Source organism: Nocardia brasiliensis NBRC 14402 (genome assembly GCF_000308475.2).
GTDB lineage: Bacteria > Actinomycetota > Actinomycetes > Mycobacteriales > Mycobacteriaceae > Nocardia > Nocardia brasiliensis.
On sequence record NZ_BAFT02000112.1, the window covers coordinates 36,483 to 54,601 of the forward strand.

The 18,119-nt window shown below is 68.7% G+C and carries 15 protein-coding genes; 2 read left to right on the forward strand and 13 right to left on the reverse strand.

Annotated features, from left to right (window positions below; all coding sequences use genetic code 11):
• Nucleotides 1–33 precede the first annotated feature (33 nt).
• The 3 genes from TY25_RS38610 to eccD are packed head-to-tail and all read right to left on the reverse strand — an operon-like array spanning nucleotide 34 to nucleotide 7,023.
• Nucleotides 34–4,122, reverse strand: coding sequence for a type VII secretion protein EccC (locus tag TY25_RS38610; protein WP_042265010.1), 4,089 nt, complete (start codon nucleotides 4,120–4,122; stop codon nucleotides 34–36).
• Nucleotides 4,123–4,170: 48 nt separating this feature from the next.
• Entirely contained in the window at nucleotides 4,171–5,580 is a 1,410-nt protein-coding gene (gene mycP, locus TY25_RS38615; protein WP_370466202.1) for a type VII secretion-associated serine protease mycosin, read from the reverse strand.
• Nucleotides 5,581–5,592: 12 nt separating this feature from the next.
• Nucleotides 5,593–7,023: a type VII secretion integral membrane protein EccD gene (gene eccD / locus TY25_RS38620; protein WP_042265016.1), complete on the reverse strand. Its 1,431-nt coding sequence runs from the start codon at nucleotides 7,021–7,023 to the stop codon at nucleotides 5,593–5,595.
• A gap of 301 nt (nucleotides 7,024–7,324) precedes the next feature.
• On the opposite strand from eccD, the gene eccA reads away from it, so the two are divergent.
• The gene (eccA, locus tag TY25_RS38625) at nucleotides 7,325–9,160 is read left to right on the forward strand and encodes a type VII secretion AAA-ATPase EccA (RefSeq protein ID WP_042265019.1); all 1,836 of its coding nucleotides are present in this window, start codon (nucleotides 7,325–7,327) and stop codon (nucleotides 9,158–9,160) included.
• A gap of 15 nt (nucleotides 9,161–9,175) precedes the next feature.
• Here eccA and eccB read toward each other — a convergent pair whose 3' ends face one another.
• Nucleotides 9,176–10,690: a type VII secretion protein EccB gene (eccB, locus tag TY25_RS38630; RefSeq protein WP_042265022.1), complete on the reverse strand. Its 1,515-nt coding sequence runs from the start codon at nucleotides 10,688–10,690 to the stop codon at nucleotides 9,176–9,178.
• Nucleotides 10,691–10,815: 125 nt separating this feature from the next.
• Between eccB and eccE the strand changes: the two genes are divergently transcribed.
• On the forward strand, nucleotides 10,816–12,609 hold the full coding sequence (gene eccE, locus TY25_RS38635; RefSeq protein ID WP_226887065.1) for a type VII secretion protein EccE: 1,794 nt from the start codon (nucleotides 10,816–10,818) through the stop codon (nucleotides 12,607–12,609).
• A 124-nt stretch (nucleotides 12,610–12,733) separates the two neighbouring features.
• Here the strand turns inward: eccE and TY25_RS38640 are convergent, their stop codons facing one another.
• The 9 genes from TY25_RS38640 to TY25_RS38680 form a co-directional block, all read right to left on the reverse strand.
• A complete protein-coding gene (locus TY25_RS38640) occupies nucleotides 12,734–13,027 on the reverse strand; it encodes a WXG100 family type VII secretion target (RefSeq protein WP_014981756.1) in 294 nt (97 codons plus the stop codon).
• 48 nt (nucleotides 13,028–13,075) lie between these two features.
• Entirely contained in the window at nucleotides 13,076–13,372 is a 297-nt protein-coding gene (locus TY25_RS38645) for a WXG100 family type VII secretion target (protein ID WP_029893149.1), read from the reverse strand.
• On the reverse strand, nucleotides 13,296–14,252 hold the full coding sequence (locus tag TY25_RS38650; RefSeq protein WP_156055188.1) for an ESX secretion-associated protein EspG: 957 nt from the start codon (nucleotides 14,250–14,252) through the stop codon (nucleotides 13,296–13,298). The genes TY25_RS38645 and TY25_RS38650 overlap by 77 nt, the downstream gene beginning before the upstream one ends.
• Nucleotides 14,249–15,235: a PPE domain-containing protein gene (locus TY25_RS38655; RefSeq protein ID WP_042265265.1), complete on the reverse strand. Its 987-nt coding sequence runs from the start codon at nucleotides 15,233–15,235 to the stop codon at nucleotides 14,249–14,251. The genes TY25_RS38650 and TY25_RS38655 overlap by 4 nt, the downstream gene beginning before the upstream one ends.
• A gap of 31 nt (nucleotides 15,236–15,266) precedes the next feature.
• Nucleotides 15,267–15,602 (reverse strand): PE domain-containing protein, encoded by a 336-nt coding sequence (locus TY25_RS38660; protein ID WP_014981752.1) that lies wholly within the window; start codon nucleotides 15,600–15,602, stop codon nucleotides 15,267–15,269.
• A 16-nt stretch (nucleotides 15,603–15,618) separates the two neighbouring features.
• Nucleotides 15,619–17,010: a hypothetical protein gene (locus TY25_RS38665; RefSeq protein WP_042265030.1), complete on the reverse strand. Its 1,392-nt coding sequence runs from the start codon at nucleotides 17,008–17,010 to the stop codon at nucleotides 15,619–15,621.
• Nucleotides 17,007–17,324 (reverse strand): type VII secretion target, encoded by a 318-nt coding sequence (locus tag TY25_RS38670; protein ID WP_042265034.1) that lies wholly within the window; start codon nucleotides 17,322–17,324, stop codon nucleotides 17,007–17,009. The genes TY25_RS38665 and TY25_RS38670 overlap by 4 nt, the downstream gene beginning before the upstream one ends.
• A gap of 98 nt (nucleotides 17,325–17,422) precedes the next feature.
• On the reverse strand, nucleotides 17,423–17,722 hold the full coding sequence (locus TY25_RS38675) for a YbaB/EbfC family nucleoid-associated protein (RefSeq protein ID WP_014981749.1): 300 nt from the start codon (nucleotides 17,720–17,722) through the stop codon (nucleotides 17,423–17,425).
• A 26-nt stretch (nucleotides 17,723–17,748) separates the two neighbouring features.
• Complete coding sequence (locus TY25_RS38680) at nucleotides 17,749–18,105, reverse strand: hypothetical protein (RefSeq protein WP_014981748.1); 357 nt, start codon at nucleotides 18,103–18,105, stop codon at nucleotides 17,749–17,751.
• Nucleotides 18,106–18,119: the final 14 nt, after the last annotated feature.

Genomic DNA, 18,119 nt, shown 5'->3' on the forward strand with positions numbered 1-18,119 from the left:
ACCGCGCCCGGCCCAAGGGAGTACCGGAAGTGCTTACACCGGCGGCAGATACGCGATCTGCACCATCTCCTGCCCCTTGCTGCGCGAGGCCAGCGTGCCGCGGCCCGGTGGGAGTTTGCTCGGGCGGATCTCACCGATGATCTTGCCCTCGTCCCGGGAGCCGCTCATGATCAGCGTGTCCACCGACATGTTCTTCAGGCCGCCGATGATCGGGTCGTACAGCGCGCGGGAGACGCCGCCCATGCGCCGGGTGACCACGAAGTGCATGCCGATATCGCGGGCCTGCGGCATGTATTCGATCAGCGGCGCAAAGGGATTGATACCGCCGGTCGCCACCATGTCGTAGTCGTCGACCACGATGTAGATCTCCGGGCCCTCCCACCAGCTGCGGTCTCGCAGCTGCTGGGGGGTGATGTCGGAGCCCGGGATGCGCTTGGACAGGAACTCCGCGACCTCCTGGATCATCGGACCGCAGGTCTGCGACGAGGTGGAGTAGCCGGCGAGGTGCTCGCCCTCGACCACGCCGAGCATGGTGCGCCGGTAGTCGATCATGATGATCTTGGCCTGCTCGGGATCCGAGTTCTCCACCACGCCCATCACGATGTTGCGCAGCAGCGTGGTCTTGCCCGATTCCACGTCGGCGAACGCCATGAAATGCGGCTCGGTCTGGAAATCGAGGACCAGCGGCTGCAATTCGGATTCGCCGAGTCCGACGACCACCTTGGTGGGGCTGAGTTCGATCCCCTGTGCGCGCGTGGTGGCGAGCAGTTCGTCGCGGCTGAACTGCATCGGCAGCATGCGCACCTCGGGCGCGTGCCGGCCCGCGTGCAGCTCCGCGAGTTCCTGCCGGGCCCGGGAGACGCCGTCGGCCAGGGTGGACGGATCGGAGTCGGAATCCAAGCGCGGCAGGGCGATGAGCATATGCAGCTGTTCAGGTGTGAGACCGCGGCCGGGGCGACCGACCGGAACCTGGAAAGCGGTGCGCCGCCCCATCTCCGAGTCGGTCGGGTCGCCGAGGCGCAGCTCCAGCCTGGTGCCGATCTGGTCCTTGACCACCGGCCGAATCTCGGCCCAGCGGGACGCACCGATGATCACGTGGATGCCGTAGGACAGGCCTTGCGCCGCAATGGCATTGATCTGCGATTCCAGCACGTCGAACTCTTCGCGGATCACGGCCCAGCCGTCGATCACCAGGAAGACGTCGCCGAATCGGTCGTCCGCCAGCGGATTACCGGAGGACGCCGCGCCCTCCGGTACATGCGCGGCCGCGGCGAACTTGCGCCGCCGGAACTCGGCCATCGACTCGATCCCGAGTTCGGCGAACCGTTCCTCGCGTTGCCGCATCAGCGAGGTGAGTTCGGCGATGGTGCGCCGGACCCGGTCGCTGTCGAGCCGACCGGCCACCGAGCCGACATGCGGCAGGCCGACCAGGCCCGCCATGCTGCCGCCGCCGAAGTCCAGGCAGTAGAACTGGACGTGCTGCGGCGTGTGCGTCGCGGCGGCGGCCATGATGATCGCGCGCAGCGTGGTCGACTTGCCCGACTGTGGACCACCGACGACCGCGACATTGCCCTGCGCGCCGGCCAAACTGATGGTCAGCACGTCACGACGCTGCTCGTACGGCTTGTCGATCACGCCGATCGGCATCCACAGCTGGCCGTGCCGGTTGACCGGCGAGCGCCAGTCCGGGTCTGGCAGCAGCATGTCGACCGTCGGGGATTCGTCCAGCGGCGGCAGCCACACTTCGTGCGCCGGACGACCGTGCCCGGTCAGCCGTTTCACGACGACGTCGAGCAGCGAATCCGGAATTCCCTCGTCGCTGCCCGGAGCGCCGGGCAGGCCGAGTGCCGAAGGCGGCGGCGGCAATTCGAGCATCGGGTTCGTCGGCGACGGCGGCAGATCCAGCGGCGAGGCTTCTTCTTCCTCGGACGGCGCGGGCATCTCCACCGGCGCCGCGGTGAACAGCGCGAGTCGCTGGCCGCCGACCGGGGTGCCGTCCTCACCGGTGACCGTGCCCTGCGGTGCGACGTAGGGGCCGGACACGTAACTCGCGTTGAACCGCAACGGATCCGACGCATCGCTCTTCAGATAGCCCGCGCCGGGCACGCTGGGCAGGTGGTAGGCGTCGGTGATGCCGAGCACCGCACGGGATTCGTTGGCCGAGAAGGTGCGCAGACCGATCCGGTACGACAGGTGCGATTCCAGGCCGCGCAGCTTGTTCTCCTCCAGCCGCTGCGAGGCCAGCAGCAGGTGCACGTGCAGCGAGCGGCCGAGCCGGCCGATCATCACGAACAGTTCCGCGAAGTCCGGCTTCTGCGAGAGCAATTCGGAGAACTCGTCGACCACGACGAACAGCGCAGGTAGCGGGTCGAGCGGAACGCCTGCGGCGCGGGCCTTTTCGTAGTCGGTGACGTTGGCGTAGTTGCCCGCCGAGCGCAGCAGCTCCTGGCGCCGGTTCATTTCACCGGCCAGTGCGTCTTTCATACGGTCGACGAGCGAGAGTTCCTCTTCGAGGTTGGTGATCACCGCAGCGACGTGCGGCAGCGAATCCAAGCCGAGGAAGGTCGCGCCACCCTTGAAGTCGACGAGCACCAGGTTCAGCGCGTCCGGCGAGTGCGTGGTGACCAGCGAAAGCACCAGGGTGCGCAGGAATTCCGACTTACCGGAGCCGGTGGCGCCGATGCACAGGCCGTGCGGGCCCATACCGTTCTCGGCCGATTCCTTGATGTCGATCTCCACCGGCGTGCCGTCGGGGGTGATGCCGATCGGCACGCGCAACCGCTCGCGCGCGGTGCGCGGTCGCCACACCCGGGCCGGGTCGATCTGCGCCGCGTCCGGGATCTTCAACAGGGCCATCAGTCCGGGATCGGCGGTCGAGCCTTCGCCGAGGCTGACGATCTGCGCCGCGGTGGCCAGCCGATACCGCGAGAGGGTGCGGGAAAAGGCTTCGGCCTCTGCCGAACTCACCACGTCGGCGGTGGCGAACTTCTCGACGCCCGCCGCGCTGCGCGCGGACACGTCGCCGTCCGAGGCGATCAGTTGCAGCCCGCGCCGGGCCGCGAGCCCGCCCTCGGGCGCGGTCAGATCGAGCACGGTCACCGAGTCCAGACCGGACTCGCTGATCAGTCGTTCGTTGCCGTTGACATAGCCGTCATCGATGATCACCACCAGGTGCAGGCGCCCCTGGGTCGGTTGCGGATTGCGCATGAAGCGCCCCCGCTCCATCAGCTCGGCGGCCAGCGCGGTTTCCAGCTCGCCCAGCGAGGTGTACATCATGCGGGCCGAACCCATGCCGTCGCGCTGGGTCGGATGTTGCAGGTGCGGAAGCCATTTCGCCCAGCCCCAGGCTCCGTCCGGATCCGCGCAGACGATGGCGACGGCGAGGTGGTCGGGGCCGTGGAAGGTGACCAGTTCCATCAGCATGGACCGCACCAGCATGCGGGAGTCCTCGGGCGAGCCGCTGATGTTGATCGCCGGGAAGGCGCGCAGCGACACCGCGGTCGGCAGGCCGTGCACCACGGAGTGAGTGCGCACGAACCGGCGCAGCGCGACCGTCGAGACCGGCTCCAGGTCCTCCAGCGGGCCGGTCTCGGGCCGCGCCAGCTTGGTGGCGAGCCGGTGGCTGCCCATGCCGACCCGGACGTGACCGAAATCGGGATCGTTGGGCCTGCGCTCCCACATCCGCCGGGTGCCGATCAGCGACGGCAGGTCGGCGGGTTCGGGGTGGCTCCAGACCAGCGTCTCCAGCTGCTTGTTTCCGGTGCGCCGCACATCTTTTCGCACCTGGTCCAGGTACCGGAAGTAGTCCTTGCGTTCCTCGTTCAGCTCGACCGCGCGCTTGCCCGTGCCGCCGCGGAAGCCCGCCATCATGCCGACCATCGACATCAGCATCATCATCGGGAACATCATGGACAGCGGGTTGGCCAGCAGGTTGCGACCCATCATGGCCATCATCGCGATCATGCCGATCACCGCGACCACCATGACGACGGGCATCAGCTTCATCATCAGCGGCGCGGGCAGCGCGCGGGTGACCTCCGGTGGCGGGGTGAGCGCCACCTCCCCGCCGGGTGCGCGGGGCGGCGCTATCCTGGGGCGTCGTACGAAACCTTCGGTAGCCATGATTCCTTCGATCGGTCGAGCTGTCGGCGGTCGGCGCGGGGCCTACCGCTACGGGTCGTATTCGGCTTCGATCTCCTTGCGTCTGCGCCGGTACGGAATCGCCACCGCGATACCGATGCCGAGCGCGCTCAGGCAGACCAGCGAACCGATCACCGCGATCCGGCGCGGGCGCGGATCCGGCCCAGGCGGGATGACCGGGGCGGCGATCGCGCGGGACACGTCGGCGCCGGCACTCACCGGCCGCTCGGGCAGCTGCGCGGTCAGCGCGGCGAGCGGATCGATCAGCCCGGCGCCGATCGCGTCGTCACGGCCGGTGCCCGGCGACTGCGCGGTGCGGGTGATCCGGTCCATCACGCCCTGTGCGTCCAGATTCGGGAACCGGGACCGCACCAGGGCGGCCAGCCCGGCGACGTAGGGCGAGGCGAAACTGGTGCCGTCCACCGGACGGATGCCCTCGCTGGTCTGCACGCCGTTCACCAGCCCGACGCCGCCCGGCTTGCTGTCCAGCGACACGATGTTGCGCCCGATCGCGGCAACGCCGACCCACGGGCCGTGCAGTGACAGATCCGACGGTTTGCCGTCGGCGTCCACCGAACCCACCGCGAGCGCGTATCGGGAGAACCACGCGGGGCTGGCGATGGTGTTGACCGCACCCCACCCCGTGCCCTCGTTCTGGGTCTTGCACGGCCCGTCGGACTCCACGTTGCCCGCGGCGACCACCACCACCACGTTGCGGTCGTAGGCGTACTTCACCGCGGCGCCGAGCGAGGAGTCGGCGGGATCAGAACCGGCTGGGCTGCAAGCGACTTCGGAGATGTTGATGACAGTGGCGCCGAGGTCGACCGCGCGGACCACCGCCGCGGCCAGGGTGAGCACGCTGCCGTAACCGTCGGCGCGGATGGTGCCGGGCGGCCGGTCACCGCCGCGGTCCTTCTTCTCGTACGCCAGGCTGAGCTGACGGATGGAGAGAATCTCGGCGTCGGGCGCGACGCCGGTGAAGGCGTCACCCGGATTCGGCTGCGCCGCAATGATTCCGGCCACCAGTGTGCCGTGTCCGTCGCAGTCGACGGTGCCGTCGGTATCGGAGACGTAGTCGCCGCCGGGCTGCAGGGCGGGCAGCCGCGGGTGCCGGTTCACCCCGGTATCGATCACCGCGACCTTCTGTCCCGCGCCCCGGCTGAACTGCCAGGCGGCCGGCAGTTCGAGCACCCGCTGCGAGATCGGCGGCTCGTTCGGCGGGGCGCCGGTGAGCGCGGGTTCGGCGCACAGATCCCGCTGCTCGGTGGGTTCCAGCGGGGCGGGACGGCCGCTGAGGGCCTGCGCGATACCGAGCGCACCCGGATCGATGACGGGTGGTGAGATCGCGAAAGCGGGCGGCGTGGGCAGGCTCACCACGCCGATCACTGCGGCGACACTGGCCATCCGCAGCAGGCTGCGGCGGAAGGCCCTACGTCTCATGCTTCCCTGCGCTCATATGTTTCTGGCCATCGAGTAGACGTTCATGATCCACAACACCAGCGGAATCAACGAGATGATCAGCATGTACTCGAAGATCTCGATCATCCGCCTGGTCACCGGCGTGACTTCGATATGCGGTCCGATCACGCCGAAGCCGACCGTGCCGGCCGCGAACACGACCAGCAGACCGACCACGAGCAGTTCCAGGTCCGTGTCGCCGACGGCCGCGCCGACGATCAGCGCGACGAAGGTCAGGCAGCCACCCGCGATCAGGGTCGCGGCCTGCGTGAGATCGGCGAAGGAGCGGCCGCGCAGGCACAGGATGATCGCGGTGACGACGGCGAGGGTGACGCCCTGCCAACGCGCCGAGCCCAACGGGTCGGCCGCACCGAACGCGCCGATCACCGCGCTCAGTGTGCACGCGATGATCAGGCCGGACTGGTACTGGTTGGCCGCGCGGGCCCGCTCGCCGAGACCGGCCGCCGACGGCAGCGCGGTGGCGCCGATCGCGCCGATGCCCTCGATGGTCGGGCGCGGCTCGTGATCGGCCGGATCGATCGCCGCGCCCGCGGTCGGCACCGGCGGGATCGGCAGCCGGGCCAGGCCCGCGGCGAGCCGCGGCACCATCGACAGCAGCGCAATACCGACCACCACCAGACCGGCCGAGAGCTTCGGCAGACCGGGATGCCAGACCAGATACACCGCCGCCGACCCGCCCGCGATCACGCTGACCGCGGCCGCGGCGGAGAACAGGGTGGCGCCCGTGCCGATCACCCGGTATCCGAGCACCGCGGCCACCAGGGTCAGCGAACAGCCGAGCAGCAGATGCGCACTCCCCAGCGCACCCGGCACGAACAGCGCGCCGCCACCGAACACCAGTAACAGCCCGTCCAGTGACAGCCAGGTGGCGGTGATCGGGTCCAAATACTTGCGGGCGGCGAAGCCGGCCGCGACGAAGGCGCCGATGCCTGCGGCGGTCAGGATGAACGCGGGGGCGAGTGGATCGCCGTGCCCGCGTGCGTTCGCCAGCATCAGCAGGACGGTGAGCACCGTCAGCACCGAGGTGACCAGGCCGGTCCACCGTGCCGAGTTGCCGGTCCAGCTGCGGAACTCCTCCGCGGTGAGCCGGGAGACGGCGTCGATCACGTCGTCGAAGAGCGCGGGGGCTTCCTTCGAGGTGACCGAGCGCAGCACGAGCAGTTCGCCGTCGTGCACGTCCGCGTCGTTGAGCGTGCGGCTCGGGGCGAAGGCCTCCTGGCCGACCCGGGCCAGCGTCCAGTGCTGGGCCTGCAGCGGCACCGAATCGTCCTCGGCGTCGATCTGCTCGGGATTACGAGATTCGATCAGGGCCACCAGATCGCCGATGAATCCGGCGATCGGCACGGTCGCGGGCAGCCCGACGTCGAGCTGAGTATTACCGCCGATAACGGATACCCGACTCAATTCTGGCTCAGTAGCGCGTGCGCCACTGGTTGGTGTTTCGATCAACGACCCCGGACCCCCAGCCTCTCCACTGGCGATGGTTCACGCCCCAGCTGCACTGCGTGAATCTGTGCTGGGTGGAACGTCTTCTGAGTGAACGACTTCGACACCCTAAGACTCTCACCTAGACAACACTTGCGTTGCAACCTCCCGGCAGCTGAACCTAATGTAACGGACAGACCAGGCACTGCGCGATCGGTAGTCTGGAGTCCACAAGAACTCATCCCATCACTACGAACGAAGACTTCGGGGTCAGACAGCCATGACCGGCAATCGCCAAGCACAACGAGCCTTCGACGCCGGAATTCTGTCACTCGGACTGTCCATCGAAGGACAGGAATCCGCGCGCGATCTCGAATACGCGAAGCTCGCTTTTCAGCGGGCCACCGAGTGGGACCCCACCATGTGCGACGCCTGGCTCGGTCGCGCGGCCGCGGGTGAGCTCACCAAGGACGTCTTGTTCAACATGCACCGGACCAGCACCAGCACGCTGTACCGGGAGCAGCGCAGGCTCGGCCTGCAGTCCCGCGAGCTCGCCGGCCGCTTCCTGCCCGGCCTCTATATCGACTACCCGCTGTCGAGCTACACCGAGATCTGGCTGGCCTGGGCCGCGCAACTCATCGCGGACAAGGAGTACGACGAGGCCGAGCGCGTGCTCAACGAGCTCGACGCGCACCGCAAGTCGCAGCTCAGCGATCCGGACCGGGAGATCGACAACCGCATCTGCGCCTACGTGCGCGGCGTGCTGCACTACAACACCCAGCGCTGGCCCGATGTGATGGCGGTGCTGGCCGGTTCGGCCGAGTGGGACGATCCGTATCTCGCCGCGGGCGCGCACGTCATGGTCGGCACCGCCTGCGCCCAGCTCGGGCTGTTCGGTGAGGCGATCCGCCGGATGGAACAGGCCGAGGTGGGCCCGATCCCGGCCGCCCGATCGACCGCCATGTTCTGCCGCGGCCTGTGCCTGCGCGAATCCGGCAACGAGGAGATCGCGCAGGGCCTGTTCGAGAAGGTGTATTCGCAGGCCCCGGATTTCGAGGCGAACGCCGCCGCCATGCGCGACCGCACCTACCGGATCAGCGTCACCTCCCGCGAGACGATCGACGCCCGCACCGACAAATGGGATCCGAACTCGGCGCCGTCGATGAAGCAGATGGAGCAGGCCGAGACCGAGGACCGCGCCAAGAAGATCCTGGCCGAGGCCCGCGCGGAGCTGGACTCCCAGATCGGCCTGTCCTCGGTGAAGACCCAGGTGGCCAAGCTGCAGTCGAGTGCGCAGATGGCGAAGATCCGCGCGGAGAAGGGCCTGGCCGCCGGCGCCCGCGGTCAACACCTGGCCTTCACCGGCCCGCCCGGTACCGGTAAGACCACGATCGCCCGCGTGGTCGCCAAGATCTATTGCGGCGTAGGCATTTTGAAGACCGACAAGGTGGTCGAGGCCAAGCGCGTCGACTTCGTCAGCCAGAACCTCGGCGGCACCGCGCTCAAGACCGAGGCGCTGATCGACAGCGCGATGGACGGCGTGCTCTTCATCGATGAGGCCTACACGCTGATCCAGACCGGTCTGCAGGGCGGCGACTCGTTCGGCCGCGAAGCCGTGGACACGCTGCTGGCCCGGATGGAGAACGACCGCGATCGGCTGGTCGTGATCATCGCCGGGTACGACGGCGAGATCGATCGCCTGCTGGCCGCCAATGACGGTCTGGCGTCCCGCTTTTCCAAGCGCGTGCAGTTCCCGTCCTACACTCCCGAGGAACTCGGCGAGATCGGCAAGGTCATCGCGCACAAGCGCGACTCGGAGCTGTCCGACGAAGCGCTCGAACTGCTCGTCATCGCCTGCACCAAGCTCTACTCGCTGCAGAGCACCGACCAGAGCGGCCAGCCGCGTCGCGGCGTCGACCTGGCGGGTAACGGCCGGTTCATCCGCAACGTCATCGAGGCCGCCGAGGAGGAACGCGAGTTCCGGTTGGCCAACGACGAGTCACTGGACCTGGCCAATATCGACGAGTCGATGCTGATGCGCATCGAGGCCCCGGATATGCACACCGCGCTGTCGGGCATCATCGCGTCGCTGAACGTCAAGGGCTTCAACGACTGACCCCTGGCCGCCGGATTACCCCGGCGGTTCCAGGGGGAGCTGGTCGCGGGCGGTGAGCGCTTCCTTCTGGGACAAAGTCGCGCCCGGCACCATCTGGCCGATGATCGGCCACGGCGCGAGGCGTGGCGTATTTCCGAGGCCGAGCACCTGCGCGGTCGCCATATCGGGGATGCCGTAGCGCACACCGTTGTCGGCGACATAGAACAGGCTGCCGCGACGCGGGCTGCCCGGTCCCATCCCGGTCACCTGGACGAATTCACCGGTGCCCGGCGGGACGTACACCGCGTCCACATGGTCGCCGGTCCCGTCCGCGGTGGCCAGCGTGACGGTCTTGGCGGATTCCGCGATCGGCACGCGGACCCCGGCGAGCAGCGTGATCGCCGCGCGTTCGTTCGGGCCGTCGCCCGCGTCCACCTTGCGGTTGGCCGGGGCCGTGCCCGGCGTCTTGGTCCACGCCACACAGGTGACCGGCGCGTCCTCCGCGTTCAGGATCTTCGGCGGTTCCACCGGAAAGTCGTTGACCGGCAACGAATGCAGGATCGGCAGCCGGTCCAGTACGTCCGGCGGCATGGTCGGGATATCGCTCATCCCGTGCGAGTCGGCGAACCGGATCACCTGCGCGGTGAACGGGCTCACCGGCTGCAGGCCCTCGGCGAGCACCACGTACAGGCCGGGTTTGCCGTCTCCGACGTCACTGACCGAAATGACGCCGCCCACTGGGACTTTCGACAGCGGGCCCGGCCCGGGCTGCCCCGCCTGCGGGATCTGCGGCGCCGTGATCGCGGGGACTTCCGTTGTCGCGCCGAGCATTCCGGTACCGATCGGGCGGGCCCGGTGCGCGGACAGATTCAGCGCGCGCACCAGCACCGAGTTGTTGGGGTCGATCTCGGCCCGCTTGCCGTCATAGACGAGGTAGGTCTTGTCGCTGCGCTTCACCAGCAGCGCCTGGTCCGCGCCGACCGTGCGGATCCGATCGCCGAGCTCCGGTTTGCCCGCGATGATCGTAGTGGTGCCACCGGTCGCCGAGGCCGCGCTGCCGCCCTGCGACAGTGCGATCGTCTCGCAGAGCGTCCACGCCGACCGTGAGCCCTGCGACGACCCGGGCAGCGCGCTGGGCGCGCCGGGAATACCGACCATCGGGCCGCGCGGCATGTCGTTGAGCTTGCTGTCCTTGACGCCGTGCGGCTCGGCATTGCTGCCCGTGATCAATCGGGCCGAGGCCAGGTTGAGCACCGGATGCAGCGTCTTGCTGCCGTCCTCGGCCTGCACCACGACGTACAGTGCGCCGCTCTGCTTGCCCGAGACGATCAGGTTGTCGCCGATCGCGCCCTGCGGACGCAGGAAGCCCAGGATCGCCGCACCGGCGATGATGAGGATGCCGAGCACCAAACCGACCCACAGCGAGCGCACCTGAGACCGCATGGGGTCGTGCAGCATCCGCACGTCGCGCCGCACCAGCGCGTGATCGAGTCGGCGCAACAGGAATCGATACCCGTTGACCTGGGCTCGGGTGGTCAACTGTGCCGGCACAAGGTCTCCATCGAACTGTCGAGAACCATCTTCATCGACACGGTACCGTAATTCCAGGACGGCCCTGAACCGATGAATTCATGGCTGGCGGAGTATCCGCACGGGTGGCAGACAGGGACTACGCGGTGACGACGAGTGTGAACGAGACCAGGCCCGACGGGGCGACCGAGCAGGAGGGCGGTGCGGCGGCGGAGCCCGGCCGCACCTCGACCTACGACACCCTGCGCGATCCCGAATTCTGGCTCTTCCGTGTCTATCCCTTGCGGGTGGTGGTGCCGATGGTGGTGCTCGCCGCGGCGGCGGCCTGGGTCGTCCTCGCCACCAGCGAGAACCTGTGGGCCGCGCTCGGTACCGGCGTCGGCATCGCGCTGATCGGCCTGATTCCGATCCGCGGCCGCACCCTGGCGGGCATGATCGGCGGCGCGCTGGCCCGCCGGCGCAGCGGTCTGCGGCCCGCGGACCAGCTCACCCAGGCGCCCGCCTTCGACGTGCCGTTCAGCGAGGGCGGCGGTTACGGCGTGCGCTGGGACGGCGAACTGCTGCTCACCATGCTGCGCATCGACCCGCCGCCGGACACGATGACGCTGCTGCGCCGTGGTTCGCTCAGCACCGACCAGCTGCTGCCGCTCACCGAAATCGCCCGCTGCTTGGATCAATTCGACCTGACGCTGGCCAGCGTGGACATCGTGAGCACGGGGGCGCGCACGGCGGGCACCGGCATCATCTCGCACCTCTACGACCGCATCCTCGGCCCGCTGCCCGCCATCGCGCACCGCACCCTCTGGCTGGTGCTGCGGCTGGACCCGCTGGCCAACGCCGAGGCGGTGGACAAGCGCGGTGGCGGCGGCACCGGCGCGCTGCGCACCGCGATGATCGCCACCCGCCGGGTGGCCAACCGGCTGGCCGCGCACGACATCGCCACCTCGGTACTCACCGCCACCGAGATGAACACCGCGGTCCGGGAACTCACCCACGGCTTCGAGGTCGATCAACTCACCGAATCGCCGAGATCGCTGGAGTACCAAGGCCGCTACCTCACCCAGTACCAGATCGGCGCGGACATGATCGCCCCGTCCGGCCTCGCCGATATCTGGACGGTGCAGAGCCTGTCCACCACGGTGACCCTGCGGCTGCGCCCCGGGGCGAACCGGCACGACACCCGGGCCGATCACCTGGGCACCGTCGTGCTCAACGCCGTCGTCCGGTTCGACACCACCTTCGAACCCGACGAACCGCCGCTGCCCGGCCTGCGCGAACTGCCCGGCAATCAGATGCGAATCCTGTTGGACACCTTGCCGATCGGCGCCACCGGCCGCTGGGGCTCCGATACCGGCTATCGCGGCACCATCGCCGCGCTCACCGATATCGCGGTACCGACGGCGGGCTGCGGGCAGTTGATCGGCGCCGACGAACTCGGCCAGGGCATCGCGGTGCCGCTGGTCGGCGAGGGCACCCGGCACCTGGAGGTCGTCGGCAATCTCGACCTGGCCCAGCAGGTGATCCTGCGCGCCACCGCGCTCGGCGCGCACGCCATCGTGCACACCGCACGGCCAGACGCGTGGCACACCATGGTGACCAATCTCGATGCGCCGCACGTCATCTCGATCGCACCGCGCTCCGCGGGCGCCAGCTATCACGCACCCGCCGCGCCACCGCTGCCCGCCGCGCCCTACCCGAGCACGACCGTGGTGGTCTTCGACGGCATCGCGCCCACCGCGCACGCGGGCGGTGCCACGATCGTGCACGTGCGGACGCCGGACGAGCCGCCCGCACCGATCGATGCGGACGTCACGCTGATCCAGGATCCGCTCGCGCCGAACCGGATCACCGTGCGCACCGCCACCGCGAGCGCGACCGTGTTCATGGTGACGACGCCGGACGAGATGCACTACATCGGCGAATCGCTGGCCGCACGCTGAAGCACACCCGGCCCACCCGCGCGAAAGCCCGGACGGGCCGGGTCGATTCGCGCTCGATGCGCCGAAAACCGAAACGGCCGACCGGAACTCGCAGGTTCCGGCCGGCCGTCAGGTAGCCGTCATCTCAGAATGCGGCGAAACCGTCGCCGACCTTGCCGTCGGCCTCGAGCGCGCGCTGCAGCGCGTTCTCGACCTGAGCACCGAGAGCATCCAGCTTCTGCAGGGTGTCCTCCAGACCCGTGGTGAGGTTCTTGTGCGCCGCGTCGAAGCCCTGCGACGCGTTCTCACCGGTCAGGTTGTCGTGGAACGCCTTGGCGGCGTCGTTGAGCGAGTCGATCTCGCCCTTCATCTTGCCGCCGTGGTTCTGCAGGTCGCTGTACAGCTCGTTCATGGCTGCGGGATCGTAAAGGATGGTCATTCTTTATTCCTTAGAACGATGGGGTTCCGATAGAGGATGGACAGACCGTCAGGCCTGGTCCATGGCCTGCAGGGTCTTCTTGCCGCCGTCGACGGCCTGCGAGAACTGGTCGAGCCGCTTGTTCAGGTCCTCGGCTTCGTCGTGCCAGTCACGGGCGACCTGAACGAACTTGTCGGACGCATCGCCCTTCCAGCCCTTCAGCACATCCTGTGCGGCCTGATCGATTTCCTTGACCGAAGTCCGCAGGTTGTTGATCGCGGTCTCCAGATCACCGACGACCTTGTCGACGCCACCGGCCTCGACACCAACAGCCTTGCCCGAGCCACCGAGAGAGGTGAGAGACATTTCTTTGACCTTTCGTCATTTTTGTTGATCGCTGTCCCATACGAGCGATCTCGTTGCAATACGAGACAACCGAAGTTGCACCCCGAGAACTACTGAGGCAGCCACCTCCCCCGGGTAACCCCTCGATCAACGTGGCGACTGCTTGCGCAACCCGATGATCGGTACCCGGTGTGACCGTGGACCAGACCTGCTGATCCGGAGAAACCATCGGCGCCGCGACGATCCGCCCGCGAGCGGTGTCGTACACGGCGACGGCGCCGGGCGCCCTGGTGGTCACACCATCCTCATGGGCGCACGCCACGATCTCGGCGTAGGCGTGCGTCGCACCGAAGGTCAGCCCCAAAGTGGTGGCGTCGCGATCGGTGGCACCCAAGGCATAGAGAGCGTCGGTGAGCTCGCTGGACGTCGCGGCTCCATCGAGCCGTTCGGCCAGCTCCGCTGCGGGGACGCTGAAGTTGGGGATCTCGGCGGGCGGGCACGCGTCCATGGCCGCGAGCACCGGCCGCACCAGATCGGCGGCCGAGCCGTCGGTCCACACCGGGCGCACGTCGAAGTCGTCGCCCGAGCGCACCGCGACGGCGTGCATGTGCGCGCGGCGCACCACACAGACTCGGCGCGAACCGTTTCCGGTGTAGATGCGGGCCGCCAGCTCCTGCTCCGGATGAGCCAGAGTGAACAGCACGTCGGCCAGCTCCGGATCCACCTCGCCGTGCGCGTCGATCAGGCCGTCGTCGATCAGCGTGGCCACCGCCGACTCCTGCGCACGCTGCCACTCCTCGAACGAATCCTGTTGCGGCCCTACGGCCAGCGCCAGCGGCAGGGTCTGCACGCCGGCTCGGTCCGCGACCGCGAGCAACGCGTCGTTGGTCAGCACGGTCACGGCGCACCGCCGGTCTCGGTCCGAGTCTCGGTGGGCGCCTTGGCCACTGCCTCGGTGCCGCCGAGTACGGCTGGGGCGGCCTGGATTTCGCCTTCCAACCCGATCTGATCGGCCTCACCCGCCAGGCTGGCGCGCGGGAACCGAGCCGAATCCTGGGCTCCGCCCGCGGCGCCCATCGCGCCGGGGGCGATCGGCGCGGACTGTCCGGTCGCGGCCGTGGTGCCGACCTGCGTGCTGCGCGCCACCGGCTCGGCGGCGGTGGTCGATTGCGAGAACACCGGCGCGCGATAGGCGGACAGCGCACGCGGCGGCAACGCGGGAATGCCGATCGAACCCACCGGCACACCGGGGAATCCCGGCATCGCCTTCGGTGCCGCGGCCGCGGCGGCCGCCGCGGACTGCTCCGCGACCAACGCCTGCTCGGGCGCGATCTTCGGCGGTTCCTGATGCTGCCACGGCGTCGCCAGCGGCTCGGCCGCCGACTCGTAGCTGCGCATCACCCGCGACGCAACGGCTTTCGCCACATCCGCGTCCGCGTCGGTATCCGCGGCGACGGCCCGGATCGGCGCGCCGAGCATGGCGCCCACGCTCTCCACCGCCTGCTGCACCTGCTTGATCTTCTCGATCTCCGCGGTGTTCGGCATGGCCAGCCTGGCCACCTCGTACGCGGTGACCTGCGCCTGCAGGCGCGCGGCATTCGAACTCGCCGTCGCCGCCGCGTCGACCAGCCACTGCCGCAGCGTGGACACCTTCTCCATGACCTCGCCGCTGCGCCCGGACTGCCAGGCACCGCGCAGCGACGCAAGAACCTGCTCGTATTCGAGCACCGCCGCGCCGAAAACCGTGGCGAGCCGCGCCCATTCGGCGGCTGCCTCGGCCATCGGCAAGGAACCCGGCCCCGTGGTGAGGTCTTGCGCGAGCCGCTCCGGCGGCCGCGCTTCCCACACCACGCCGGTGAACCCTGGCTTCGGTGGTTCGATCATTGCTGCGCTGTGCCCTTCCATGGACCGTGCCTCAGACGGCCCGGCCGCCCGCGGCGTCGAAGTCCGCGACGCTGTCGGTTTCGATCTGCGCGAACTCGTTCGTGTGCATCCGCAACGTGGCCGCCAGCTTGCGCATCTCGTGCACGCTGGCCTGCGCACTCGCCAGGTACGAGGTGGCGACCTCGTTCCCGGTCTGCGCCGCCCGGCCGGAGACTTCGTCGGCGCCTGCGGGCTGAATCCGCAAGGCCTCCTCCGCCGCCTGCAGATCCGCGGTCAGCCGGTCGGCCAGCACATCGAGTCCGTTCGATGCCTTCCCCGCCGCGACAGCGTCGAATTGAACGCTCGCGAACGCGTCTTCACCACTCATGAGACCCTCCTCAAAGTCAGAGCGTGAGTTCTTTATCCGGCGGCGGTTCCGACGTCGTGTCGGCCGCGCCGACCACCGGCAGCGAGACCCCCTCGATCCGGCCGACCACTTCGTCGCCGTGCTGGCTGGTCACCATCTGCCCGCGCAAGGCGTCGGTAGACGATTCGCCGTCCCTGGCCATGCCCGCGGCGCCCATCGCACCGGCGCCACCCATCGGCATCATGCCGCTGCCGGCACCGGTCGAGCCCGACATCGCCGCTGCCGCAGCCGGACTCGCGCCGACACTGCCCAGCCCGGTGAGCGCGCCCACCGAACCGCTGGCGACCCGGGTGCCCTGCCACGGATTCAACGGCTGCGCCGGAGCGGCCGCCGCGCCGGGACCGGGGCCGTACGCGCCCACGCCCGGGCCTGCACCGCGCGAGGCCTCCGCCTTGGCCTTCTCCTCGTCGGAAAGTTCGCTGGCCACATGGGCTTTCGATTCGATGGGCGATTTCGGCGCACTGAGCGACGAACTCGCCTGTGCGAGCTGGCCGAGCGACTGAGCCGCCGTGCTCGCGGTGCTGATCAGCGGCGTCACCAAACTCATCAGCTGGCTGAGCTGGTCGGCACCGCCCGCACCCGCAACGCCCTTGGGCGCGTTGGTGATCGGGACCTTCGTGCCCGCCTTGGTCATAGTGCCGCTGTGCCCGAGCAGTTCGCCCTTGGTCTTGACGGTGATGCCGAGCGCCTCGGCCATCGCCTCGACCGCCGACGCCGCCAGGAACACCTGTCCCGCAGGCGTAGCCGCGTAGAGGGGTGCCAGCGCTAGGGTCGCGGAGAACTTCGCCACCACCGCGGACATCAGGCCCGCGCCGGTGAAGACGCTGCCCGCCGCCTCGCCGAGGACGAGCTTCTCCTCGGTGCTCTGCGCCTGCAGTTTGCCCGCATCCGCTTGCGCCTCACCGGCCTTCTTCGCCGCCTCCATCGCCGCCAGGCCCTGCCAGACCGACATCGCCGTCTGGATCGCCGAGGTGCCGACCTGCATCACCGTCTGCATCACCGTGGAGATGCCGGACAGCAGCTGGGTCGGGTCGGGCGCAGGCGCCGGTGCGGCCGCGTTCTGCGTACCGTCCGCGTTGGCCGGGGCCGGGGCGGGCGCGGCCGCGGGCAACTGCCCGCTGCCGAACGCCGACGCCAGATCGGTCAGCGGCCGCATCAGCGCCGTCAGATCGAGCGGCGGCAGCGGCGGCATCTCCGGCATCTGGATGTGCGCGGGCATCTCGGGCAGGTTCGGCAGGCCCAAGTTGTGCAGGATGTCGTTCACCGGCTGGTCGAGCATCGGGGCAAGAACACTGCCGCGCAACAGATCCAGCACGGTGGGATCCAGTGGCTCCGCCCCCGGCGGTGGGATGGCCCCGGGATTGGTCATGACTTCGAGCTGACCGATCCGATGGCCGCACCGGACGCACTGTCGGTGACCTCGTACGTGCTCGCGGCCTGATGCGCGGTCAGCGCCGTACCCGCGTGCACCGCGGCGAGTTCGGCCACCGAGGACAGATGATTCGCCTGCGCGAACGCGAACGAGGCGAGGAATTCCTGACCGATCAGGCCGAACACCGGCACCACGGTCGCGATGGTGGCGGCTTGGTCGACCGCACCCGCCGTCGCGACGCCGGCCGCCATGGCGGCCGAGGCGGAACCATAGGCCCGAACCGCATCCGGAACAACTTCAATGTGATTCATGACTGTGCGTCCAATCCCGAAACACCCCTCGATGTTTCGTGCAAAACCTTACCTATCGGAACGTAATTCGCTGATAACTGCGGGCTCATCCGGGCCGCTCACCTCGTGCTTTCCTCGTTATAAGCGGTAACCAGCCCGGCCCGCTCGGCGAAGGCCCGATAAGCCGCCGCCTGCGCGGTGTCGACCAGTGTCTTCTCGAAATCCGCGGGCGTGAGTTTGGCGATCGCGCCGGACAGTTCCAGCCCGACCAGCGCGCCGTTGCCGTCCACCGACGCCGTGACCGCGCCGTCGGGCGAGGTTTCGGTGACCAGGATCGCGGCGGTCGCGTCGTTGAGATCACGCAGCCGGTACATCTGCTGCTGCACCCGAGCGATCAGCTCGTCCATCGTGTCGACCATGAGGTCCTCCCGAATCCTCTCCCCGCTCAGACCGATCGAAGCCAGCTCTGTGGCTCGGTCTCGTATTCCTGCTCTTCGATGATCTCCTGCCGCGCGACTTCCTGCTCGGTGGGCAGACCGGTCATCGCCAACATCTCGGACGTGAAACCCGCTTCCTTCAGCTGATTCCGCCGAGCCAGGCCGGCCCGGTTCGCCGACTGTTTGCACAACCGCAATATCTCCGCCGCCAAGGCTTCCGGCGCGCGCCGCAATTGATCTTGATCGAGCTTGATACCCAGCGGCAGGCCCTGTTCGGTGGTGCGCACGGCAAGCGACCCGGTCAGCGAGGTCACGACGAATTCCGTCGGAAACTCCTGCCCCGTTTCGTCTTTAGGTGCCGTCATATCCGCCCCTCTCC